Origin of the sequence: Microbacterium sp. LWO14-1.2, from assembly GCF_038397715.1 — a bacterium.
Classification (GTDB): domain Bacteria; phylum Actinomycetota; class Actinomycetes; order Actinomycetales; family Microbacteriaceae; genus Microbacterium.
Genome location: NZ_CP151633.1, coordinates 1,242,402 through 1,265,341, shown reverse-complemented (window position 1 = coordinate 1,265,341; position 22,940 = coordinate 1,242,402). Strand labels below are relative to the sequence as shown.

At 70.0% G+C, this 22,940-nt stretch carries 18 protein-coding genes and 2 tRNA genes; 13 read left to right on the top strand and 7 right to left on the bottom strand.

From position 1 onward, the window contains the following. Window positions 1-18: 18 nt before the first annotated feature. On the bottom strand, window positions 19-1,017 hold the full coding sequence (locus MRBLWO14_RS06200) for a diacylglycerol kinase family protein (RefSeq protein ID WP_341935586.1): 999 nt from the start codon (window positions 1,015-1,017) through the stop codon (window positions 19-21). A 74-nt stretch (window positions 1,018-1,091) separates the two neighbouring features. Here MRBLWO14_RS06200 and serS point away from each other — a divergent pair, with 74 nt between their 5' ends. The 4 genes from serS to MRBLWO14_RS06180 all read left to right on the top strand — a co-directional run bounded on the left by serS (window position 1,092) and on the right by MRBLWO14_RS06180 (window position 4,615). Then, window positions 1,092-2,375 (top strand): serine--tRNA ligase, encoded by a 1,284-nt coding sequence (gene serS, locus MRBLWO14_RS06195; protein WP_341935585.1) that lies wholly within the window; start codon window positions 1,092-1,094, stop codon window positions 2,373-2,375. Continuing rightward, complete coding sequence (locus MRBLWO14_RS06190) at window positions 2,372-3,190, top strand: HAD family hydrolase (RefSeq protein ID WP_341935584.1); 819 nt, start codon at window positions 2,372-2,374, stop codon at window positions 3,188-3,190. The genes serS and MRBLWO14_RS06190 overlap by 4 nt, the downstream gene beginning before the upstream one ends. A gap of 42 nt (window positions 3,191-3,232) precedes the next feature. Beyond that, window positions 3,233-3,317: transfer RNA gene (locus MRBLWO14_RS06185), tRNA-Ser, on the top strand. Between the two features lie 50 nt (window positions 3,318-3,367). Next, window positions 3,368-4,615, top strand: coding sequence for an LCP family protein (locus MRBLWO14_RS06180; RefSeq protein ID WP_341935583.1), 1,248 nt, complete (start codon window positions 3,368-3,370; stop codon window positions 4,613-4,615). 35 nt (window positions 4,616-4,650) lie between these two features. Here the strand turns inward: MRBLWO14_RS06180 and MRBLWO14_RS06175 are convergent, their stop codons facing one another. Next, window positions 4,651-5,232, bottom strand: a complete 582-nt coding sequence (locus tag MRBLWO14_RS06175) for a TetR/AcrR family transcriptional regulator (RefSeq protein ID WP_341935582.1) — start codon at window positions 5,230-5,232, stop codon at window positions 4,651-4,653. Window positions 5,233-5,324: 92 nt separating this feature from the next. Between MRBLWO14_RS06175 and MRBLWO14_RS06170 the strand changes: the two genes are divergently transcribed. Beyond that, complete coding sequence (locus MRBLWO14_RS06170; RefSeq protein ID WP_341935581.1) at window positions 5,325-7,613, top strand: glycoside hydrolase family 3 C-terminal domain-containing protein; 2,289 nt, start codon at window positions 5,325-5,327, stop codon at window positions 7,611-7,613. Between the two features lie 105 nt (window positions 7,614-7,718). On the opposite strand, the gene MRBLWO14_RS06165 is transcribed toward MRBLWO14_RS06170, so the two are convergent. From MRBLWO14_RS06165 to rhaI, 3 genes are all read right to left on the bottom strand, one after another. Beyond that, window positions 7,719-9,119, bottom strand: a complete 1,401-nt coding sequence (locus MRBLWO14_RS06165) for a rhamnulokinase family protein (RefSeq protein ID WP_341935580.1) — start codon at window positions 9,117-9,119, stop codon at window positions 7,719-7,721. A gap of 121 nt (window positions 9,120-9,240) precedes the next feature. Beyond that, complete coding sequence (locus MRBLWO14_RS06160) at window positions 9,241-11,277, bottom strand: bifunctional aldolase/short-chain dehydrogenase (RefSeq protein WP_341935579.1); 2,037 nt, start codon at window positions 11,275-11,277, stop codon at window positions 9,241-9,243. A gap of 39 nt (window positions 11,278-11,316) precedes the next feature. After that, window positions 11,317-12,483, bottom strand: coding sequence for an L-rhamnose isomerase (gene rhaI / locus MRBLWO14_RS06155; RefSeq protein WP_341935578.1), 1,167 nt, complete (start codon window positions 12,481-12,483; stop codon window positions 11,317-11,319). A gap of 124 nt (window positions 12,484-12,607) precedes the next feature. Here rhaI and MRBLWO14_RS06150 point away from each other — a divergent pair, with 124 nt between their 5' ends. Further along, on the top strand, window positions 12,608-13,603 hold the full coding sequence (locus tag MRBLWO14_RS06150) for a LacI family DNA-binding transcriptional regulator (RefSeq protein WP_341935577.1): 996 nt from the start codon (window positions 12,608-12,610) through the stop codon (window positions 13,601-13,603). Between the two features lie 105 nt (window positions 13,604-13,708). After that, a tRNA-Ser gene (locus MRBLWO14_RS06145) sits at window positions 13,709-13,797 on the top strand. A 355-nt stretch (window positions 13,798-14,152) separates the two neighbouring features. On the opposite strand, the gene MRBLWO14_RS06140 is transcribed toward MRBLWO14_RS06145, so the two are convergent. Continuing rightward, window positions 14,153-14,737, bottom strand: coding sequence for a hypothetical protein (locus tag MRBLWO14_RS06140; protein ID WP_341935576.1), 585 nt, complete (start codon window positions 14,735-14,737; stop codon window positions 14,153-14,155). A gap of 162 nt (window positions 14,738-14,899) precedes the next feature. On the opposite strand from MRBLWO14_RS06140, the gene MRBLWO14_RS06135 reads away from it, so the two are divergent. The 6 genes from MRBLWO14_RS06135 to MRBLWO14_RS06110 all read left to right on the top strand — a co-directional run bounded on the left by MRBLWO14_RS06135 (window position 14,900) and on the right by MRBLWO14_RS06110 (window position 20,077). Then, window positions 14,900-15,505 carry a TetR family transcriptional regulator gene (locus MRBLWO14_RS06135; protein ID WP_341935575.1) on the top strand — a complete coding sequence of 202 codons (606 nt, stop codon included), beginning with the start codon at window positions 14,900-14,902 and terminating at the stop codon, window positions 15,503-15,505. 4 nt (window positions 15,506-15,509) lie between these two features. Next, window positions 15,510-16,118: a hypothetical protein gene (locus MRBLWO14_RS06130; RefSeq protein WP_341935574.1), complete on the top strand. Its 609-nt coding sequence runs from the start codon at window positions 15,510-15,512 to the stop codon at window positions 16,116-16,118. A 117-nt stretch (window positions 16,119-16,235) separates the two neighbouring features. Then, window positions 16,236-16,853, top strand: coding sequence for a copper resistance CopC family protein (locus MRBLWO14_RS06125; protein ID WP_341935573.1), 618 nt, complete (start codon window positions 16,236-16,238; stop codon window positions 16,851-16,853). A gap of 11 nt (window positions 16,854-16,864) precedes the next feature. Next, window positions 16,865-17,404 carry a copper chaperone PCu(A)C gene (locus MRBLWO14_RS06120; protein ID WP_341935572.1) on the top strand — a complete coding sequence of 180 codons (540 nt, stop codon included), beginning with the start codon at window positions 16,865-16,867 and terminating at the stop codon, window positions 17,402-17,404. Further along, entirely contained in the window at window positions 17,404-18,630 is a 1,227-nt protein-coding gene (locus MRBLWO14_RS06115) for a Dyp-type peroxidase (RefSeq protein WP_341935571.1), read from the top strand. Before MRBLWO14_RS06120 ends, MRBLWO14_RS06115 begins: the two co-directional genes overlap by 1 nt. Window positions 18,631-18,649: 19 nt before the next feature. Beyond that, window positions 18,650-20,077, top strand: coding sequence for a PepSY-associated TM helix domain-containing protein (locus MRBLWO14_RS06110; RefSeq protein WP_341935570.1), 1,428 nt, complete (start codon window positions 18,650-18,652; stop codon window positions 20,075-20,077). A 26-nt stretch (window positions 20,078-20,103) separates the two neighbouring features. Here the strand turns inward: MRBLWO14_RS06110 and MRBLWO14_RS06105 are convergent, their stop codons facing one another. Next, window positions 20,104-22,932, bottom strand: a complete 2,829-nt coding sequence (locus tag MRBLWO14_RS06105) for an FAD-binding and (Fe-S)-binding domain-containing protein (protein WP_341935569.1) — start codon at window positions 22,930-22,932, stop codon at window positions 20,104-20,106. Window positions 22,933-22,940 lie beyond the last annotated feature (8 nt).

Genomic DNA, 22,940 nt, shown 5'->3' with positions numbered 1-22,940 from the left:
GAGCGGATCCCGCGAACGTCAGAGCGACGAGATCGGATGCCCTGCCGGCAGCGCGAGCAGCAGGGCCCCGGGGTCGACCCGGCAGGTGATGCGCACGGCGGAGCCGAACTCGTCGCCGTCGAGCTCGATGGGCGTCGGCCGGTTCGCCGCGGCTTCGGCGATCGTGCCTCGGAAGTAGTGCACAGAGGCGTCCTTGCCACGGCGGTCGAGCACCCGGCGTCCGGCTCTGAATCGCCGCAGCACCGAGTTGTCCCACCAGATCTTGCGCCACACGCCCAGCCAGCCCAGCACACCGGTCGGCTGGATCACCGCGAGGTCGAGCGTGGCATCCGTGATCGACGCGTCGGGGATCAGCGCGATGCCGGCCGGCAGCGTGCCGCAGTTCGCGAAGAGGATGCTGTGCACCTTCGTGGTGTGCAGGCGTCCGTCGTCGATCTGGAACACCGCCCGGAAGGGCTCCGCCGTGACGAGCGAGCGCGCCGCGCCGTCGACGTAGGCGATCCACCCGACCGAGCGCTTGAGATCCGGACGCGTGTTCGCGATCATGTCGGCGTCGAGTCCGATGCCGGCGAGCACGACGTACGCGTGCTCCTCCTCGTCGCCGTTCTCGCGCGTGAGCCGCGCCCACCCGATGTCGATCGGATGCCGGAAGTCGCCGAGCGCCGCCCTGATCATGTCGTCCGGTCCGGCCAGCGGGAGGCCCAGGTTGCGGGCGAGGAGGTTGCCGGTCCCGCTCGGCAGGATCGCGAGCGGCACGCCCGTGTTCGCGATCGTCTCCGAGACCGCCCGGACGGTCCCGTCGCCGCCGGCGACGAGCACGACGTCGACCCCGCGTTCCAGCGCCTGCGCGGTCGCGCGCTGCCCGGCATCCTGGATCGTCGTCGGATAGAACGCAGGATGCTCCCACCCCGCCTCCTTCGAGAGTTCACGCACCCGCGCGCGCAGCTCTCTCTCGGCGACCTTGATGGGGTTGTAGACGAGAGCGGCCTGTCGCCGGGCCGGGGAGCTCTTCGTCATGGCGCTACTCTAACGCCGCGCGGAGCGGTCTCCCGCCGCGCTGACGCGCCCGGGACTCGCCATAGACTTGGTGGATGATCGACCTCGCACTCCTCCGCGAAAACCCGGAGATCGTCCGCCGTTCTCAGGCCGCCCGTGGCAACGACCAGGGCACCGTCGACGCCGCGCTCGAGGCCGACCGATCGCGCCGGGCCGCGCTCGCCGCCTTCGAGGAGCTCCGGGCCGAGCAGAACGCGTTCGGCAAGCAGGTCGCGAAGGCGCCCAAGGAGGAGAAGGCCGCGCTCGTCGCGCAGGCCAAGGACCTCGCCGACCGCGTCAAGCAGGCGCAGCAGGTCTCGAACGAGGCGTCAGAGAAGGCGGCCGAGGCGCTCGCGCGCATCGAGAACGTCGTGATCGACGGTGTGCCGGCCGGCGGCGAGGCCGACTTCGTCGAGCTGCGCCGCGTGGGCGAGGTGCCCGCGTTCGACTTCGAACCGCGCGACCACCTCGAGATCGGAGAGATCCTCGGCGCGATCGACATGGAGCGCGGGGCGAAGGTGTCGGGCGCCCGGTTCTACTTCCTCCGCGGGATCGGAGCCCGCCTCGAGATCGCGCTCATGAACCTCGCGCTCGACAAGGCGCTGCAGAACGACTTCGTTCCGCTGATCACGCCCACGCTCGTGCGCCCGGAGATCATGCAGGGCACCGGCTTCCTCGGCGAGCACGCCGACGAGGTCTACCACCTCGACAAGGACGACGACCTGTACCTCGTCGGCACCAGCGAGGTCGCGCTCGCGGGCTACCACAAGGACGAGATCGTCGACCTCGGACGCGGCCCGCTCCGCTATGCGGGCTGGTCCACCTGCTACCGGCGCGAGGCGGGATCGCACGGCAAGGACACCCGCGGCATCATCCGCGTGCACCAGTTCAACAAGCTCGAGATGTTCGTGTACACGACGCCCGAGGACGCCGAGGCGGAGCACCTGCGTCTGGTCGCCCTGCAGGAGGAGATGCTCACGTCGCTCGGCCTCGCGTACCGGGTGATCGACGTCGCGGCCGGCGACCTCGGGTCGAGCGCTGCCCGCAAGTACGACATCGAGGCGTGGGTGCCGACGCAGGGTGCATTCCGGGAGCTGACGTCGACGTCGAACTGCACCACGTACCAGGCGCGGCGCCTCGACGTGAGGCACCGCCCGGCGGCGGAGGACGGTCAGCAGGCGAAGACCCAGCCGGTCGCGACCCTGAACGGGACGCTCGCGACGACCCGGTGGATCGTCGCCCTGCTCGAGACGCACCAGCAGGCCGACGGATCCGTCCGCGTGCCCGAGGTGCTGCGTCCGTATCTGGGCGGCCTCGAGGTGCTGGAGCCGACCGCATGACATCCTGGCTCATCGGTCTCGACGTCGACGGCACGATCCTGCTGCAGGACGAGTCGATGAGTCCCGGCGTGCCCGAGGCCGTCGCCCGACTGCGCGACGGCGGTCACGAGGTCACGATCGCGACCGGCCGCAGCTGGAACGCCACGGAGCGGTACGTCGACTTGCTCGGCCTCACGCCGGAGTACGTCGTGTGCTCGAACGGTGCCGTCACGATGCGCCGGGTCGGCGACGAGTGGGAGCGCTGGCACATCGAGACCTTCGACGCGTCGCCGGTGCTGGCTCTGCTGCGCGCGCGTCTGCCCGAAGCGCGCTACATGGTGGAGCTCGCCTCGGGGCAGCGTCTCTACACAGAGCACCTCGATGACTGGACCCTCGACGGAGGGCGGCAGGTCGGCTTCGAGGAACTCGTCGCCGAGCCCGTGTCGCGCGTCGTCGTCGTCTCGCCCGGCCATGACGAGGAGGACTTCCACCGCCTCGTCGCCGACGCCGGTCTCAACGAGGTGTCGTACGCGATCGGCTGGACGGCGTGGCTCGACATCGCCCCGCAGGGCGTCGACAAGGGGACCGCCCTCGAGCGTGTGCGCACCGAGCTCGGCTTCGACGGAGACCGCGTGCTCGTCGCGGGCGACGGGCGCAACGACATCGGCATGTTCACGTGGGCCCAGCAGATCGGCGGACGCGCGGTCGCCATGGGGCAGGCGCCCGCCGAAGTGAAGGCCGCGGCCGGGGAGACGACGGCCGACGTCGAGGACGGCGGCCTCGCCGACGCGCTGAACACGCTTCCAGCAGCCGCCCAGGTCAGCGCGGGAGAATAGAACTCGGCTAGACTCACGGCTTGTCGGCGGATTCGTCTGTCGGGAGGGTTGTCCGAGCGGCCGATGGAGCTGGTCTTGAAAACCAGTGGGCAGAGATGTCTCGTGGGTTCGAATCCCACACCCTCCGCTTCGAAGCACGGTGTCGCCGCACCGAGACGCTGAACCGAAAGGCCACGAGTGAGTCCCCACACCCGACGCCGCCGTACCCTCGCACGGCATGGTCAGCAGCGCACCCCCGGTGCTGTCAGCCAGCTCTTGAAGTTCCTCGCGATCGGCCTCTCCGTCGTGCTGGTGAGCGGGCTCGGCGTCGCCGCCTACGTCGCGTACGACCTGACGAGCACCGTGTCGGCGAACGCCGTCGAGCTGGAGGGCACCGAGGAGCTTCCCCCCGACATCGGGGAGTACAAGGGCGGGTTCAACCTGCTGCTCACGGGCGTCGACACCTGTGAGGAGGCCTACGCGCAGTACTTCGGTGAGCGCTGCTCCGGCGCCGACTCCGAGGGCACCCTCAACGACGTGAACCTGCTCGTCCACGTCTCCGAAGAGCCCCGCCGCATCACCGTGGTGAGCTTCCCGCGAGACCTCATGCTCGGCATCCCCGCCTGCGAGGACGACAAGGGCAACATGCACTCCGCGATGAGCAAGCAGCCGCTCAACACCGCCTACACCGACGGCGGTCTGAACTGCGTCGCGAAGACGATCACCCAGCTCACCGGTCAGGAGATCCAGTTCGCGGCGTCCGTCACCTTCGGCGGCGTGATCGAGATCACCAACGCGATCGGCGGCGTCGACGTCTGTCTCGCGAACCCCATCAAGGACAAGTACACCGGCCTCGACATGGCGGCCGGGACGCACACCGTCCAGGGGCTCGAGGCCCTGCAGTTCCTGCGCACCCGCCATGGAGTCGGCGATGGAAGCGACCTCGGACGCATCGGCAACCAGCAGCAGTACATGTCGAGCCTCGTGCGCAAGCTCATCAGCAGCGACACCCTCGGCAACTTCCCCATGATGCTCAAGCTCGCGAACACCGGACTGAGCAACATGGAGACCAGCACCTCGCTCGCCAACCCGACGATGATCGCGCAGATCGCCCTGGCCGTGAAGTCGGTGCCCTTCGAGGACATCGTGTTCCTGCAGTACCCGACCGGCACGGATGCGGACAACCCGAACAAGGTCGTCGCGAACAAGTCGGCCGCGCAGGCGATGTGGGATGCGATCAACGAGAACGCCCAGCTGCAGGTGACGCACGAGAACACCGCGAATGACGGAGTCGTCGTGACCGACCCCGTCCCTGACACCACGGTGCCGGATCCGACTGCCACCGCGCCGGCCACGGAGGAGCCGAGCAACGTCGTCGCGCTCCCGAACTCGATCAAGGGCAACTCGGCAGCGCAGCAGACCTGCTCCAACGGCAACGTCCGCTGACCCGCCGGGGCCGGGCTTCCGGCGCGGGCTGATGGTCAGCGTGGCGCCGTCGGTGGATACAGTACGTCCATGAGGGCCTCGAGGATGCCGGGCATGTCGACCGATGGGTCGATCAGCCACTGCAGCTGCAGGCCGTCGGCGACCGCCTGAACGACCCGCGCTGTCGTGTCGGCGTCCAGCGCCGCTCGCTCCACCGTGTCGCCGTCGAACGCCTCGGCGATGCGGCCGCGGAGACGTTCGCTGCGATCCAGGAAGTACCGGTGGGCGGGATGCTCGGGGTCGGCGGCATCCACTGCCAGGCGCGAGAACAGCTCGACGACGCCCGGCACCTCGGCGTTGTGGCGGATGACGTCGAGGAAAGCCGCTTTCGCATCCCCCGGATCGTTCATACGGGGGTCGCGCTCGTCGTGCTCGTCGCGTGTACGGAGCACCTCGGTGAAGAGCTCTTCCTTCGATCCGAAGTAGTGCAGCAGCGCCGCGGGAGTGACGCCCACGGCTTCGGCGATCTGTTTGAGCGACGCGTTGCGGTAGCCGGTGCGCCCGATGACGTCGAGGGCGCTCTCCAGGATCTCCTGACGCCGGGCCACGCCCTTCGCGTATGAACCTCGTCGTGCCATCCCTCGACCCTAATCCTGAATGCTGTTTGAATTCCAATACTGACTGTCGTATGGTTTTCGGAAGACACCGCCGTCGCCGCGAAAGGACGACCATGACCGACACCTCGGCATCCGACCTCACCCTCGAGGAGAAGGCTTCGCTCACGAGCGGCGCCGACTTCTGGACCACGAAGAGCATCGACCGGGTGGGCCTGCCGTCGATCATGATGACCGACGGTCCGCACGGACTCCGCAAGCAGGCGGACGCCACCGACCACCTCGGTCTCGCCAGCAGCGTGCCAGCCACGTGCTTCCCGCCGGCGGTCGGCATCGGATCCTCCTTCGATCCCGAGCTCGTCGAGCGCGTCGGCGCCGCGATCGGCGTGGAGGCCGCGATCGAGAACGTCGCGGTCGTGCTCGGCCCCGGCATCAACATCAAGCGCTCTCCGCTCTGCGGTCGCAACTTCGAATACTTCTCGGAGGATCCGCTGGTCTCCGGCGTCCTCGGTGCCGCGTCGGTGCGCGGCATCCAGTCGCAGGGCGTCGGGTCGTCTCTCAAGCACTTCGCGGCGAACAACCAGGAGTTCGATCGGATGCGTGCGAGCTCCGACGTCGACCCTCGGCCCCTGCGCGAGATCTACCTGCGCGGCTTCGAGCGGGTCGTGCGCGACGCGCAGCCGTGGACAGTCATGTGCTCGTACAACCGCATCAACGGCGTCTACGCCTCGGAGGACCCGTGGTTGCTGACGCAGGTGCTCCGCGACGACTGGGGCTTCGACGGCCTCGTCGTCTCGGACTGGGGCGCCGTCAACGACCGCGTCGCCGGTGTCGCGGCGGGCCTCGATCTCGAGATGCCCTCGTCGGGCGGGAGGACGGATGCTCAGCTCGCCGCCGCCGTGCAGTCCGGCGAACTCGACGAGACCGTGCTCGACGTCGCGGCCGACCGCGCGATCGCCCTCGTCCGCAAGGCCCAGGCGCGGGATGCCGCAGCGGGGCCGCTCGACACCGCCGCCCACCACGCGCTGGCGCGCGAGGCCGCCGGGCGGTCGATCGTCCTGCTCAAGAACCGGGATGCCGTGCTGCCGCTCGCCCCAGAGCAGCGTGTGGCCGTGATCGGAGCGTTCGCGACCGAGCCTCGTTTCCAGGGTGCCGGCTCCTCGCTCATCAACCCCACGCGCGTCGACACCGCCCTCGACGAGATGAGCGCGGTCGGCGGGGATCGTGTCTCGTACGCTGCGGGGTTCGCTGTCGAGGGCGGTGCTGTCGCGGCATCCGGTCGTTCCGCTGAGGAGCTGCGGTCCGAAGCCGTCGCCGCCGCGCGGGCCGCCGAGGTGGCCGTCGTGTTCCTGGGGCTGCCCGCCGCGGAGGAGTCCGAGGGTTTCGACCGCGACCACATCGACCTTCCCGCCGTGCAGCTCGCGCTGCTGGATGCCGTGATCGAGGCGAACCCCCGCACGGTCGTCGTGCTGTCGAACGGCGGCGTCGTCGCGCTCCCGTTCGCCGACCGGGTGCCCGCGATCGTCGAGAGCTGGCTGCTGGGGCAGGCCGGCGGTGGAGCGGTCGCCGACGTGCTCTACGGCGCGGTCAACCCGTCGGGCAAGCTCACCGAGACCATCCCGCTGCGACTCGAGGACAACCCGTCGTTCGGCAACTTCCCCGGGGAGTTCGGTCACGTGCGCTACGGCGAGGGCATCCTCGTCGGCTACCGCTGGTACGACGCCAAGGGGCTCGACGTCGCGTTTCCGTTCGGGCACGGCCTGTCGTACACGACGTTCTCGTACGGCGATGCGACGGCGGAGGTGTCCGACGGCGGCGACGTGACCGTGCGAGTCGACGTCACGAACGGCGGTGATCGCGACGGGCGCGAGGTCGTTCAGGTGTACATCGCGCCCGTCGGCTCTGTCGTGCAGCGCGCGCCGCGCGAGTTGAAGGCGTTCTCGTCGGTGGCGCTCGCCGCGGGGGAGACGCGCACGGTGGAGCTCGTCGTGCGTCGCGAAGACCTCGCCTACTGGGACGTCCGGATCGACCGCTGGGTCGTCGAGGGCGGTGACTACACCGTCGAGGTGGCCGCGTCGAGCCGCGACATCCGCACCACGGTGACGGTCGCGGTCGAGGGCGACGAGGTATCGCTGCCGCTGACCCTGAACTCGTCGATCGGAGATGTGGTGTCGCACCCGGTGGCCGGTCCGATCGTCACGGAGGCGCTGGGTGGACTGATGGGCGGCCTGACCGGCGCCGACTCGTCGGCCGCATCCATGATGCCGAACGACGACGCGATGCAGAAGATGATGGCGTCGTTCCCCATCGGGCGCCTCATCGGCTTCCCCGGTGTCGACGTGACGCACGAGCAGATCGAGCAGCTGCTCGCCGGCGCGAACGCGGGGTCCCTGCCGCAGGGCTGACGACCGCGCCTCGCGCCGAGGCCCACCACCCGCGTCGAGACCCATCGTCCGCGACGCCGCGGGTGGTGGGTCTCGACGCGCGAGGTGGGTTTCGACGGAGGGGCGTCAACTGCGCGGGGCGAACAGCTCCGGCGCGTGGGTGGCCGCGACGAGTGCGCGCAGGTCCTCGAGCGCCGCAGGCGCCGCGCCGCGGGCACGTGCCTGCACGAGGACGTTGCCGAGCGCCGTCGCCTCGACCGGCCCGGCGAGGACCGGCAGGCCCGTGCGATCGGCTGTCGCCTGGCACAGCAGGCGGTTGAGCGAGCCCCCGCCGACGAGGTGGATGCTGTCGACCTCACGACCCGTGAGCCCCTCCGCGGTGCGGACGGCGGCGGCGAACGCGGCGGCGATCGACTCCACGATCGAGCGCGCGAACGCCGGACGGGAGGTCGGCGCATCGTCGCCGAGAAGGGCGGCGATCCGCGCCGGCATGTCGCCGGGGGCACTGACTGACGGATCGTTCGCGTCGAACAGGGGCACGTCACCGCCGACGCCGGATGCCTGGTCGAGCAGGGAGGGCAGGTCGATCGCCGCGCCGTCCTCGGACTCCCAGGCGCGCACAGTCTCGCTCAGCAGCCACAGTCCCGTGACGTTGTGCAGGAAGCGGTAGCGTCTGTCGACGCCGCGCTCGTGCGTGAAGTTCGCTGCGCGCGCGGCATCCGTCAACACCGGCTCGGCCAGTTCGACGCCGACGAGTCCCCAGGTGCCGCAGGAGATGTAGGCCGAGTGCGGCGACGACAGCGGCACGGCGGCGACGGCGGATGCGGTGTCGTGCGAACCCACCGCGATCACCGGCAGCGCCGCGCCGATGCGCTGCGCGAGCTCCGGGCGCAGCGCGCCGATCACGGTGCCGGGGTCGACGAGAGGAGGCAGGACGCGCGAGGGGATGCCGAGACGATCGGCGAGCTCGGCATCCCACTCGCCGGTCGTCACGCCGAGCAGACCCGTGGTCGAGGCGTTCGTGCGCTCGGCGACTGCGACGCCCGTGAGGAAGAACGCGATGAGGTCGGGAACGAGCAGTGCGACCTCCGCCTCGGGCAGCCGTGGGTCGACGCGGTACTGGTAGAGCGTGTTGAAGGGAAGGAACTGCAGACCGTTGCGCTGGTAGAGCTCCGCGAACGGGGCGACCGCGTGCACCTCGTCGACGCCGCGAGCCGTGCGGTCGTCACGGTAGTGGAACGGCTCCGCGAGCAGCTCGCCGTCGGCCATCAATCCGTAGTCGACCGCCCAGGAGTCGATGCCGATGCTCTCGATGCCCGGTTCCCGGCGCACGGCCTCCGCGAGTCCGGCGACGACGTTCTCGTACAGGGCGCTGAAGTCCCAGTGCAGGCCGTCGTCGCGCTCGACGGGGCCGTTGGGGAACCGTGACACGAGCTCGAGGTCGAGCCGTCCGTCGCCGATGCGTCCGATCATGACCCGTCCGCTCGTCGCCCCGAGATCGACGGCGGCGACCGCGCGGACGGTCATGGGCACACCCCACCGACGCCGAGCCACCCCCGTGTGCGCGAGCGACCCCCGTATTCACCGTGCGGAGAGGGGTGGCTCGCGCGGAGGGGGGTGGGTCGGCGCGGGTGGAAGCGGGGGATGGTCATCGGAGGAACGCCGCCGCGACGCCGGAGTCGACCGGGATGTGCAGGCCCGTGGTGCGGCTGAGCTCGGGGCCCGTGAGCACGTACACCGCGTCGGCGACGTTCTCGGGCACGACCTCGCGCTTGAGGATCGTGCGGTTGGCGTAGAACTGTCCCAGATCCTCCTCGGCGACGCCGTAGGTCGCAGCACGGTTCGCGCCCCAGCCGGAGGCGAAGATGCCCGAGCCGCGCACGACTCCGTCGGGGTTGATCCCGTTCACGCGGATGCCGTGCTCGCCGAGCTCGACCGCAAGCAGCCGCACCTGGTGCGCCTGATCGGCCTTGGTGGCCGAGTAGGCGATGTTGTTCGGCCCCGCGAACACCGAGTTCTTCGACGAGATGTAGATGATGTCACCGCCCAGCTTCTGGTCGATGAGAACCCGCGCGGCAGCCTGGGACACGAGGAACGAGCCCTTGGCCATCACATCGTGCTGCAGGTCCCAATCCTTCTCGGTGGTCTCCAACAGCGGCTTCGACAGCGACAGACCGGCATTGTTCACGACGAGGTCGACGCCGCCGAAGGCGAGGACGGCGTCGTTCAGGGCGGCGTGCACGGCATCCGCATCCGCGACGTTCGCCGCGACGCCGATCGCGACGTCCGTCGAGCCCAGCTCGGCCGCCGCGGCCTGCGCTTTCTCGAGGTCGAGGTCTGCGACGACCACGCAGGCGCCCTCAGCAGCGAGACGGGTCGCGATGGCCTTGCCGATGCCGCTGGCCGCGCCGGTCACGAAGGCGATGCGGCCCTGGTGGCTCTTCGGCTTCGGCATCCGCTGCAGCTTGGCCTCTTCCAGCGCCCAGTACTCGATGCGGAACTTCTCGGCGTCGGAGATCGGGGAGTAGGTCGACAGTGCTTCGGCGCCACGCATGACATTGATGGCGTTGACGTAGAACTCGCCGGCGACGCGGGCGGTCTGCTTGTTCGCACCGTACGAGAACATGCCCACGCCGGGAACGAGCACGATGAGCGGGTCGGCGCCGCGGATCGCGGGCGACTCGGGTGTCGCGTGCGCGTCGTAGTACGCCCGGTAGTCGGCGCGATACTCGGTGTGCAGTTCGTGCAGGCGGGCGATCTGCTCCTCGACGGATGCCGTGGCCGGAAGGTCGAGGATCAGCGGCTTGACCTTGGTGCGCAGGAAGTGGTCGGGGCAGCTCGTGCCCAGGGCGGCCAGCTCGGGAGCGCGCTCGGAGGCGAGGAAGTCGAGCACGACGTCGGAATCGGTGAAGTGGCCGACCATCGGCTTGTCGGTCGAGGCGATGCCGCGGATCGTCGGGGCCAGCGCGGCAGCGCGCGTGCGGCGCTCGTCGTCGGGCAGCGCCTCGAACCCGGAGCGCACGCCGCCGAAGGGCTCCGATGCTCCGTGCTCGGCGATGTACGCGGCGGCGGTGTCGATGATCCACAGCGAGTTCGTCTCGGCCTCGTCGGACGTGTCGCCCCAGGCGGTGATGCCGTGCCCGCCGAGGATGCAGCCGATCGCGGCAGGATTCTGCGCCTTGATCTCGGCGATGTCGAGGCCGAGCTGGAAGCCGGGGCGGCGCCAGGGCACCCACACGACCCTGTCGCCGAAGATCGTCGAGGTCAGCGTCTCGCCGTCGGCGGCCGTCGCGATCGCGATGCCGGAGTCGGGATGCAGGTGATCGACGTGCGCGGCGTCGACGAGTCCGTGCATGGCCGTGTCGATCGACGGTGCGGCACCGCCCTTGCCGTGCAGGCAGTAATCGAAGGCCGCCACCATCTCGTCTTCGCGGTCGAGGCCGGGGTAGACGTCGACGAGCGCACGCATGCGGTCGAGCCGGAGCACCGCGAGGCCCTGCTCGGTGAGCGTCCCGAGGTCACCGCCCGAGCCCTTGACCCAGAGCAGTTCGACCGGCTGGCCGGTGACGGGGTCGGTCGCGGTGCCCTTCGCCGACGTGTTGCCGCCCGCGTAGTTCGTGTTCTTCGGGTCTGCGCCCAGGCGGTTCGACCGCTCGATGAGGGCGGCTGCGGTGGGATTCGTCATCAGTTCGTTCCTTGATCGGGGGGTCGATGGTCGGCGCGCTCAGGCGCCCCAGCCGGCCTGCACGCCGCCCACGCGGTCTGCGGCGATCTTCTGCTGATAGCCGGATGCCGCGTACGCGGCCATCGGGTCGGCGGGGAGGCCGCGGCTCTCGCGCCACTCGGCGAGAGCAGGGCGCACATCGGTGGAGAACGCGTCCATGAACACGGCGTTGGCGGTGAGCACGTCGCCGGACTTCTGGGCGGCGGTGAGGGCGTCGCGGTCGACGAGCAGAGCCCGGGCCGTCATCTCCTGCACGTTGAGGACGGAGCGGATCTGGCCGGGGATCTTGTCTTCGATGTTGTGGCACTGGTCGAGCATGAACGCCACATCGGGGTTGTTCAGGCCGCCGCCGCGGATCACCTCGAAGAGGATGCGGAACAACTGGAACGGGTCCGCGGCGCCCACGATGAGGTCGTCGTCGGCGTAGAAGCGGGAGTTGAAGTCGAACGATCCGAGTTTGCCGAGACGCAGCAGCTGCATGACGATGAACTCGATGTTGGTGCCGGGTGCGTGGTGACCGGTGTCGAGGCAGACGAGGGCCTTGTCGCCGAGGGCGCTGACCTGCGCGTACGAGGTGCCCCAGTCGGGAACGTCGGTGTGATAGAACGCCGGCTCGAAGAACTTGTACTCCAGCACGAGGCGCTGGTCGTCGCCGAGTCGCGCGTAGATCTCCTGCAGCGAGTCGTGCAGGCGATCCTGGCGGCCCCGCAGATCGGCCTGGCCGGGGTAGTTCGATCCTTCGGCGAGCCAGATCTTCAGGTCGCGGCTGCCCGTGGCATCCATCACGTCGATGCACGCGAGGTGGTGGTCGATCGCCTTGCGGCGGATCGCGGCATCCTCGTGGGTCAATGCCCCGAACTTGTAGTCGTCGTCCTGGAATGTGTTCGAGTTGATGGTGCCGAGCTGCACGCCGTGGTCCTCCGCGTGCTTGCGCAGATCGGAGAACGAGTCGACGAGATCCCAGGGGATGTGCAGGGCGACGGAGGGGGCGAGCGCGGTGTACTTGTGCACCTGCGCGGCATCCGCGATCTTCTCCCAGGGGTCGCGCGGCGTGCCCGGCGTGCCGAACACCTTGAAGCGGGTGCCGGAGTTTCCGAAGGCCCAGCTGGGGAGCTCGATGCCCTGCTGCTCGAGGGCTGCGAGGTGGTCGGTGGTGAGGACGGACATTGTCGCTCGCTTTCTATGGATATGAATCGTTTCATAAACTATGCCAGCGGATCGCATCCGTCAACCGGTTCCGGAGGAATCGATAGGGTTTGAGCAGGGAGTCCGACCGGAGGAGGGCGTGGCGATGGCGGCGAGCATCCGCGACGTCGCCGACCGGGCGGGCGTCTCGGTCGGCACCGTCTCCAACGTGCTCAACAATGTCGAGCGCGTGAAGCCGGATTCGGTGCGCCGTGTCCAGCAGGCGATCGCCGAGCTCGGATACGTCCGCAACGACGCCGCTCGCCAGCTGCGCGCGGGTCGCAGCCTCATGGTCGGTCTCGTCGTGCTCGACGTCCGCAACCCGTTCTTCACCGAGCTCGCACGAGGCGCAGAACGCGAGGCGGCCCGTCACGGGCTGTCAGTCGTGCTCGCGAACAGCGATGAGGACCCCGCGCAGGAGGCCAGGCACATCGACCTCTTCGAGCAGCAGCGCGTGCGCGGCATCCTCCTGTCGCCGTACCAGGAGGCCGGTCCGCGCCTGCGGCTCATGCGGGATCGCGGCATCCCCGCCGTGCTGGTCGACCGACGCGGCGCCGACGACTCCTTCAGCAGCGTGTCGGTCGACGACGAGACCGGCGGGTACCTCGCAGCGCGCCACCTGCTCGAGACCGGGCGGCGGCGTCTGCTCTTCGTGGGCGGACCGCTCGACATGCGGCAGATCGACGATCGACTCGCCGGTGCCCGTCGCGCCGTCGCCGGAACGGATGCCGTGCTCGTGACGCTTCCGTCTGACGCGTCGACGGTGGATGCCGGTCGCGCCGCCGGGGACCGGATCGCCGCGATGCCGCCCGGCGAGCGACCGCAGGGGATCTTCTGCGCCAACGACCTGGTCGCGCTCGGCGTCCTGCAGGGGCTGCTGACCCACGGCATCCGCGTACCAGGCGACATCGCCCTGATCGGATTCGACGACATCGACTTCGCCGCCGCGGCCGCCGTCCCGCTGTCATCGGTCCGCCAGCCGAGCCTGCTCATGGGGGAGACCGCGATGCGGCTGCTGCTCGAGCACAGCGACGACCCCGCCCGAGCAGCGGAGCACGTCGTCTTCCAGCCCGAGCTCGTCGTCCGTGACTCGACCCGGTGAACTGTGCGGGGTCGGACACGCGGGGGTGGTGGAGCCCGGTTCGTGACATGCCCCGTGATCCGTTACGATGGCTAGGTGCATCCGGTCTTCACGGAGCGGATGCCTGGAGACGTCGCATAGTCCGGCCTAGTGCACCACCCTGCTAAGGTGGAGTCCCCTTACGGGGACCAGGGGTTCAAATCCCCTCGTCTCCGCAGAAAGATCCCTCGCTTCGGCGGGGGATCTCTGCGTATGCGGGTCGTGAACCGCTCCCGGGAAAAAGCGATCCCCCTCACGTTCGGGTCGTGAGGGGGATGCGGTATCTCGCTGTGTATGGGGGGGCGAGCGGACGCTGTCCTGACGCTGGATCCCCATCCGCGTCGCCGATCCCCAGAACGGCCGGAAGCATTCGCTCCGTCGTTGGAGACGTCTCACCCTCCCATGCGCTCGGGCACGGCTGCGCGAAGTTTGTGGCGCCCTGCCAAAGCGGGGCCGGATCGGCGTTAATACTTCTGTCTATCTCCTACTAGACAAACGTCTAGGCCGGGTATGCACTATCGGGTAGCCCCGCTACCGCAGGCTCTTCCGCAGCACCGCGGTCAGGCGGATCGCCGATGCCAGGAAGAACACGGCGCCGAGGGTCGCGTAACCGGCCGTGCCGATGATGGTGTCGGCGCCCTGCAGGCCCTGGATCAGGAAGGCCGAGCCGGCGAACAGCGAGATGCCGCCGCTGAGCATCTGCGGTACCTGTCCGCCCGAGCGGCGGTTGCGGATCGCGGAGATCAGCTGAGGCAGTCCCGCGCCGATGGCCCACGCGCCCCAGACCGCGAGCGCAGCGGGGAGCGAGAACGACGACGCGATGCCGAGGGCCACCGCCACCGCGACGCTGACGACGACGTTCACCCATTCGCTCGTGGTCGAGCGATCGACCTCGGGGGCGGAGCGCAGCTGCCAGAGCACGGCGGCGGCATCGAACAGCGGGTAGGCGATGAGCAGCACGGTCAGCAGCGGACCCGCGGCGCCGCCGGTCGCGACGAGCAGGCCCGCCCACACGACCGCGAATGCCGCGCGGATCACGTACAGCCGGCGAAGGGCGCGACGGAAGCCGAGCGCGGAGTCCGTTGCGGGCGGGAGGGAAGGAGTCGACGTGGTCAAGGTGGGGATCCTCTCGGAGGTTTCCGGATAGGGGCGTGTGGTGTTACTAGTTCGTCTACATGGACGATAGGCGACCGGGCGCCGATGCGCAAGCGCACAGTGTTAGTAGTTCGTCTACGCTGGTCCCCGCGAGCGTTCCACCAAACCTCGGAGGGTGATGACATGGCCACGGAGACGACTGGTATCGAGCGGCGGACCGGTGGAGCGGCGACGCGCGCGCGCATCCTGGATGCCGCGAACGAGCTGTTCTACGCCCATGGCATCCGCGCGACGAGCGCCGACCGCATCATCGAACAGGTCGGCATCACCAAGGTGACGTTCTACCGGCACTTCCGATCCAAGAGCGACCTCGTCGTCGCCTACCTCGAGCGGCAGTCCGCCGCCGAGCGCGCCTGGCTCGACAGCACTACGCAGGAGGGCGACCCCGTGGCATCCCTCCGCGCGATCGCGGCCGGCATCGGCGCCGCGAGTTGCGCGCCCTCGTTCCGCGGTTGCGCGTTCATCAATGCGGCGGCCGAGTATCCCGACGCCGACGATCCGGTGCGCATCGCGGTCGATGCGCACCGTGCGGCGCTGCGGGCGCACTTCTCGGGACTCGCGGCGGAGTCCGGCGCCGACGACCCCGCCGCGGTCGCCGATCAGTTCATGATCCTGCGGGACGGCGCGATGGTGAACGGCTACCTGAGCGATGCGGCGACCCTCAGCCGATCGCTCGAGGACGGGTTCCTCGCGATCCTCACGGGAGCTGCTCGGAAGCTGACAGACTAGAGGCGTGATCGAGTCCCGTCGGCCAGCCGTGATCCGCGGCTTCGCCTCGTCGACTCTCGCGATCTTCGTCGCCCTCGCCGGCCACGTCTCCGGTGGCGGACAGATGCCGGGCCCCCTCGGCATCCTCGTGCCGTGGATCCTGTCGCTGGCCGTCTGCGTGGTCCTCGCCGGTCGGCGGCTGTCGCTGATCAGGCTCGCCCTGTCGGTCGGCGCGAGCCAGTTCCTCTTCCACGTCCTCTTCGTGCTCGGCACCGTGACTCCGTCCGGCATGACCGCTCCCGCACACGTGCATGGCGGCCCCCTCGTCCTGCCCGCGGGCGGGGGAGTGACGGATGCGGTCGTCGCCGACGGCTCCATGTGGGCGGCGCACCTCCTCGCCGCGCTCCTCACCATCGCCGCCCTGCATCGGGGCGAGCGCCTCGTTCACGCGCTGCGCGGACTCGCCGGACGAGCCGTGCAGTGGCTGCGCCGTCGGGTCGACGTCGCATCATCGTTCCTCCCCGTCCGCGGGCCGCTCCGTCTCCGCGGCGAGTTCCGCGTGGCGGCTGCCGCGGCATCCGCTCACCTGACCGCGCTCCGCGGTCGGGCGCCGCCCGTTCCTCTCGCGATCTGATCTCCTTCGCGCCGACGTCGTCCGACCGACGAGGCGCGTCATCGCCGCGCACCCGTGCGCGGACTCCGCACGCAGAACGGCGTCCGTCGAGGACGCCCGTCGAGAGGTCCCCCTTCCATGTCCCCTTTCCGCAGGTATGCGGCAGGGCTGATGCTGGGTGCCGTCGCGGTCGTCGCGACGGCGGTTCCGGCATCCGCCCATGACCAGTTGATCTCGAGCACACCGGGCGAGGGCGAACAGCTCGCCGTCGCTCCGACCGCGATCTCGATGACCTTCTCCGGTGAGCTCCTCGTGCTCGACGAATCGACGACGGGCGCCGTGGTGCTCGTCGTCGACGGCGAAGGCACCGAGTGGGCGACCGGCGCCGTGACGGTGTCGGGCAGCACGGTGACCGCAGAGCTGAAGCCCGACCTGCCGGTCGCCGGCTACCAGGTGCGGTGGCAGGTCGTCTCGGAGGACGGACACCCCATCTCGGGCGTCATCCCGTTCACCGTGGGCGACGCGGAGCCCCTGGCCGCGGCGAGCAGCACGTCAGGCGGGACCGCACCCGCCGGCGCTCCCGCGCGCGAGCCGGATCAGATCGCAGACGAGACGAGCGGCGTGCTGCGCGTGCTGCTCGTCGGCGGGATCGGGGCAGCGGTCGCTGTCGCGCTTCTCGTCGTCATCCGACTCCTTCGCCGTCCTCGGACGGCAGCCGCGGCGCCCGACACCGGTGACTCCGCGACAGAAATCTGAAAGGCATCATCATGAAAACCACCGCATCCCAGCCCATCACCCGTCTGCTCGCCGTCGCGGCCGTCTCTCTGCTCGCGCTGACCGGTTGCGCGGCCGACAACGGCCCCACCGCCGAGAAGACCGCGCCCGCCGGCGACGTCGTCACCATCGACGACGCGTGGGTGAAGGCGGCCGACGAGGGCATGTCGGCGGCCTTCGGCACGCTCGTCAACAGCGGAGACGAGGACGTGACCGTCGTCTCCGTGACGTCGGAGGCATCGAGCATGCTCGAACTGCACGAGACCGTCGAGAACGAGGCGGGTGAGATGGTCATGCGCGAGATCGAGGGCGGATTCGTCATCCCCGCCGGAGGAGAGCTGCCCCTCGAACCCGGTGCGAACCACATCATGCTCATGGATCTCGTCGCTCCGCTGAAGGCCGGAGACGAGGCCACGTTCACGCTCACCTTCTCGGACGACTCGACCTACGAGTTCACCGCGCCGGTCAAGGACTACTCCGGGGCGAACGAGAACTACGAGTCGGGCGACGAGCACGAGGGCATGGATCACTGATGCCCGCGCCCTCTGAGGGCGCCCGCTCCCGCCGCATCGGGTCGACCCGGCGACAGTTCCTCCTCGGAGGGGCTGTCGCCGGCGTCGGCGCGGTCGCGGCGGTCGGAGCGGACCTCGCCCTGAACCGCCAGAGCCCCGAATCGGCGCCGGCGTCCGTGCCGATGAACGGCGACGAGACGGTGCCCTTCTTCGGAGCGCACCAAGCCGGGATCGACACCGCCGCGCAGGCGCACGGAGTGTTCGTCGCGCTCGACCTGCACGCCGACGTCGACAGGGCGGCGCTCACCCGGCTCATGCGCCTCCTGACCGACGACGCCGCACGGCTCACACAGGGCACGCCGGCGCTGGCCGACTCCGAGCCCGAGCTGGCGCTCGCACCCGCGCGCCTCACCGTGACGTTCGGATTCGGTCCGGGCTTCGTCGGTCGGGCCGGCGGTGAGGCCCCGCGCTGGCTCGCGCCCCTGCCCGCGTTCCGCGTGGATCGGCTGCGTCCCGAGTTCTCCGACGGGGACCTGCTGCTGCAGATCGCCGGAGACGATCCGCTCACCGTGGCCCACGCGACCCGGATGCTGTTGAAGGACGCCCGTGGCTTCGCCGACCTGCGCTGGACACAGCAGGGGTTCCGCCGCGCCTACGGCACAGAGCGGCCGGGCACGACGATGCGCAACCTCTTCGGCCAGGTCGACGGCACGACGAACCCGCAACCCGGCACGGCCGACTTCGATGACGTCGTGTGGACCGGCGACGGCTGGCTCGCCGGCGGGACCGGGGCGGTCATTCGGCGCATCCGCATGGATCTCGACAAGTGGGATCGGCTCGACCGCAGCGGCCGAGACGCCTCGGTCGGCCGCACGCTCGCGAACGGTGCGCCGCTCACCGGCACCGGCGAGTTCGACGAGCCGGACTTCGATGCCCAGACCGCGATCGGATTCCCTGTCATCCCGCAGTTCGCGCACATCCGCCGGGCCCGTGGCGACGGGAGCGAGCGCATCTTCCGTCGCGCGTACAACTACGACGAGCGACCGCTGGGGGCCGAGGTGTCGGAGTCCGGATTGATCTTCGTGTCGCTCCAGGCCGATATCGACCGGCAGTTCACGCCCATGCAGCAGCGCCTCGACGATCTCGACCTGCTCAACGAGTGGACCACGCCGATCGGCTCCGCCGTCTTCGCCATCCCGCCCGGATGCCGGGACGGCGGGTTCATCGGCGACACCCTTCTCACCTGACCGCACGGAAAGCACTCCCATGACACTCATCGAGACCGAGACGTCCCCTCCCGCGAGACCCGCTCCGACCCGCCGGCGCGGCTGGTTCAGCGCGCTGCTGCGACGGCTGCACTTCTACGCCGGCATCCTCGTCGGGCCGTTCATCCTGATCGCCGCCCTCAGCGGGGCGCTGTACGCCCTGACCCCGCAGCTCGAGCAGGTCGTCTACGCGCACGAGCTGCACGCGCCCGAGAGCGACAGCACGATCACCCTCGCGGCGCAGATCGCCGCCGCCGACGCCTATCTGGGTGAGGATGCCGTGCTGGCCGCCGTGCGGCCGGCTCCGGACAACGGCGACACCACCCGCATCATGTACGCGGAGGACGGCCTCAGCGCCAGCGAGTCCCGCGCCGTCTTCGTCGATCCGGGGACGGGGGAGATCCGCGGCGATCTCGTCGTCTACGGTACGAGCGGTTCGACGCCGCTGCGCACGTGGATCAGCAACCTGCACCGCAGCCTTCACCTCGGCGATCCGGGGCGGGTGTACAGCGAACTCGCCGCCTCCTGGCTCGGGATCGTCGCGGTCGCCGGTCTCGCGCTGTGGATCATCCGCGTCCGCAAGGCCCGCGTCGCGGCGAGGGTCGACTTCGTGCGGCCGAACCGCGCGCACAGGGGATATCGCGGGCTGTTCGGGTGGCACGCCTCGATCGGCATCTGGGTGCTGCTCGGAGCCCTGTTCCTCTCGGCGACGGGAATCACCTGGTCGCAGTACGCGGGCGCGAACGTCAGCGCGCTGCGGGCGTCGTTCGACGCGGGAACGCCCACGGTGAACACGGCGCTCGACGGGCGGGAGACGGATGCCGGGGAGCATGCTCATCATCACGACGCGCAGAGCGCGCCGACGGGAGCAGCCAACCCCGCCACGTTCGACGCGATCCTCGCGATCGCGCAGCGCGAGAACGTCGACACCGGCCATGTCGAGATCAAGCCGCCCGCCGCGCCCGGCACCGCATGGACCGTGCGGGAGATCAAGACGAGCTTCCCGACCGAAGGCGATTCGCTGGCAATCGACGGCACCACGATGCAGGTAGCCGACCGGGTCGACTTCGCCGACTTCCCTATCGCCGCCAAGCTCGCGAGCTGGGGAGTCAACCTCCACATGGGCGTGCTGTTCGGGCTCGCCAACCAGGTCGTCCTGTTCGTCGTGGCCCTCGCGCTCGCCGCGATGGTCGTACTCGGATACGCCCTGTGGTGGAAGCGACGCCCGACAGCACGAGGGTTCCGACTCGGAGGCACCCCGCCGCCTCCGGCGCTGCCCGATGCGCCGTGGTGGGGGATCGGCGCGGTGGCCGCGGCATCCGTCGCCATCGGCCTCTGGCTGCCGCTGGTCGGCTGGACTCTGCTCGGATTCGTCGTGATCGACGTCGTGCTGCGGGTCGTCTCGCGGAGACGAGACGCTGCGTCATGATCGGGATCGCCCGCTGGCGCACGTCGTCAGCGGGTGATCTCCTCGAGCACCTCGATCACATGTCGGTAGGGCCTCCCCGTCGCCCGGCTCATGCCGAGCTCGCACGTGCGGTTGGCGGAGACGAAGGCGTCGAACCCGCCCGCACGCTCGGCCTCCGCGACCTGCGCGGATTCCACCGCGGTGGCGCTCGCGGTCAGCTCGGGGTGCAGCATGCCGCGGTCGCCGGCGAACGCGCAGCATCCCCATCCCTCCGGGACGAAGACGTCGTCGGCGACGGCGTTCGCGATGGCCGTCAGGTCGCCGTTCGCACCCAGCGCGGTCGTCGAGCACGTCGGATGCACGGCGATGCGCGGCAGCTTCTCGGTGACCGTCAGCACCGGCAGCAGCTCCCGCGCGACGTAGGTCGTGGCGTCCTCGATCACGATGCCCGCGTACTCGGGGTGATCGTGCGCGCGCTTGGTCAGCATCACGCGCAGTCCCTCGGTGCAGGATGCCGCGTCGCACACGACCGGGATCTCGCCGCCGCGGCTCGCGTCCCACAGTGCGGCGAGAACGCGGTCGACCATGCGTTCGTACCCCGCCAGATGTCCTTTCGACTTCCACGGAGTGCCGCAGCAGAGTCCGCCCGCATCGGCGGGGATCGCGACCGGCACCCCCGCGCGGTCGAGCAGGGCGCGGACGGCGTCGCGGGAGCCGATCCCGTGATCCTCGGGACCGAACATCGTGCCGACGCAGGCGCCGAACAGCACGACCTGCGCGTCGACGGGGTTCTGCGCCGCCGGCGCCTTCGATCCGCCGCGCGGCAGGGCCGCGTCATACAGCGGAACGACATCGTCGCCGAGGATGCCGCGGCCGATCGCGGTCACACCGCGGACCAGCGGCGCGGGCAGGGCATCGGCGACGGTCAGCGCGACGCCGCCCAGGCGTGTCACGGCGCCCCAGCCCTTCGCCGCGGCATCCCACGCCGTGTCCTCGATCTTCGACGCCTCTTCGGCGCGGAGTCTGCGCACCAGGTCGCCCGTGTTGATGTCGACGGGGCAGGCGACGGCGCACATGCCGTCGACCGCGCACGTCTGCACGCCGTCGTAGTCGTAGTCGGCGCGCAGGTCGGCGAGCAGCGCGGTGTCGCCCTGCTCCTCGGCCCAGGCCATGTCGCGCCGCAGCACGATGCGCTGACGCGGAGTGAGCGTGATGTCCTTGCTGGGGCAGGTGGGCTCGCAGTACCCGCACTCGACGCAGCGATCGACCTCGTTCTCCACCCTCGGCACCCGCTTGAGGTCGTGCAGGTACGACTCCGGATCGTCGGAGAGCACGACGCCGGGGTTGAGGATGCCGTGCGGGTCGAGCAGGTGCTTGATCTCCCACATCATGTCGGTGAGGACGTCGCCGTACTGGCGGCGCACGAACGGCGCCATGATGCGTCCGGTGCCGTGCTCGGCCTTGAGTGACCCGCCCTGAGCGAGCACGAGGTCGACGAGGTCCGCGGTGAAGCGGCGGTACCGGGCCAGGCTCTCGGGGTCGTCGAACCGCTCGTTGAGGAGGAAGTGCACGTTGCCGTCCTTGGCGTGCCCGAAGATCACCGACTCCTCGTACCCGTGCTCGGCGAACAGCTCGATGAGCCGCTGACAGGTGACGAGCAGCCGGTCGACCGGCACGACGATGTCTTCGAGCAGCGCCGTGGTGCCCGACGGGCGCGCTCCGGCGACGGCCGTGTAGAGGCCCTTCCGCACGTGCCACAGCGAGGCGCGCTCGGCCGCGTCGGTGGTGAGTCGCGCGGGCGTCGCGAGGGGGAGCTCGGCGAACGCGGCGAGGGCGGCGGTCGAGGCGGCCTGCAGCTCGTCGACATCGGCGGCGTGCGTCTCGACGAGCAGCGCCGCGTGGTCGCGGACGTCGATGTCGGCGATCGCGGCCGGCACGTCGCTGAGCCCCTGCGCGACGCGCAGTGACGCGGCATCCAGCAGCTCCACGGTCGCGAGACCCTGAGCGACGAGCCCGGGCAGCGCGGACATCGAGTCGGCGAGCGTGGTGAACACGAGCAGCCCCGTCGCGATGCAGGGCAGCACGGGTACGGTGCGGAACCGTGCCTCCGCGACGAACGCGAGAGTGCCCTCGGAGCCGATCACGAGGTGCTCGAGGATCTTCACGGGGTCGTCGAAGTCGAGCAGCGCGTTGATGCCGTAGCCCATGGTGTTCTTCATGGAGAACTGCTGCTCCACCATGGCGACGTGCGCGGGCGAGGCGCGGAGGCGGTCGCGGAGGTCGAGCAGTCCGGCGACGATGGCCGGCTCTCGCTCGCGCAGCAGGTCGAGTGCGTCGGGAGCACCCGTGTCGAGCACGGTGCCGCTGGGGAGCACCAGCAGCAGCGAATCGATCGTGCGGTACGAGTTCTCGGTGATTCCGCACGCCATGCCGCTGGAGTTGTTGGCCACGACACCGCCGATCGTGCAGGCGATCTCGCTGGCCGGATCGGGCCCGAGCTTGCGGCGGTGTCGTGCGAGTCGGGTGTTGACCTGGCGGACGGTGGCGCCCGGCTCGACACGGACCAGCTCGCCGTCCTCCTCGACGGCGATGCCGCGGAAGGCCGCGCGGGTGTCGACGAGGATGTCGCCCGACACCCCCTGTCCCGAGAGGCTCGTGCCGCCCGAGCGGAAGGTGAGGGTGCGGCCGGCCTCGCGGACGGCGGCGAAGGCACGGGCGACGCCGGCGGCGTCGGTCGGCGACAGCACGGCATCCGGGATCAGCAGGTAGTGCGACGCGTCGTGGGCGCGGGCGAATCGGTCGATGGAGCGCACCGAGACCGCGGTGCCCGACCCGAGGGTCTCGTCGGACAGCGGATGCGCGAGCGTGGTGGGCATGGGGCTCC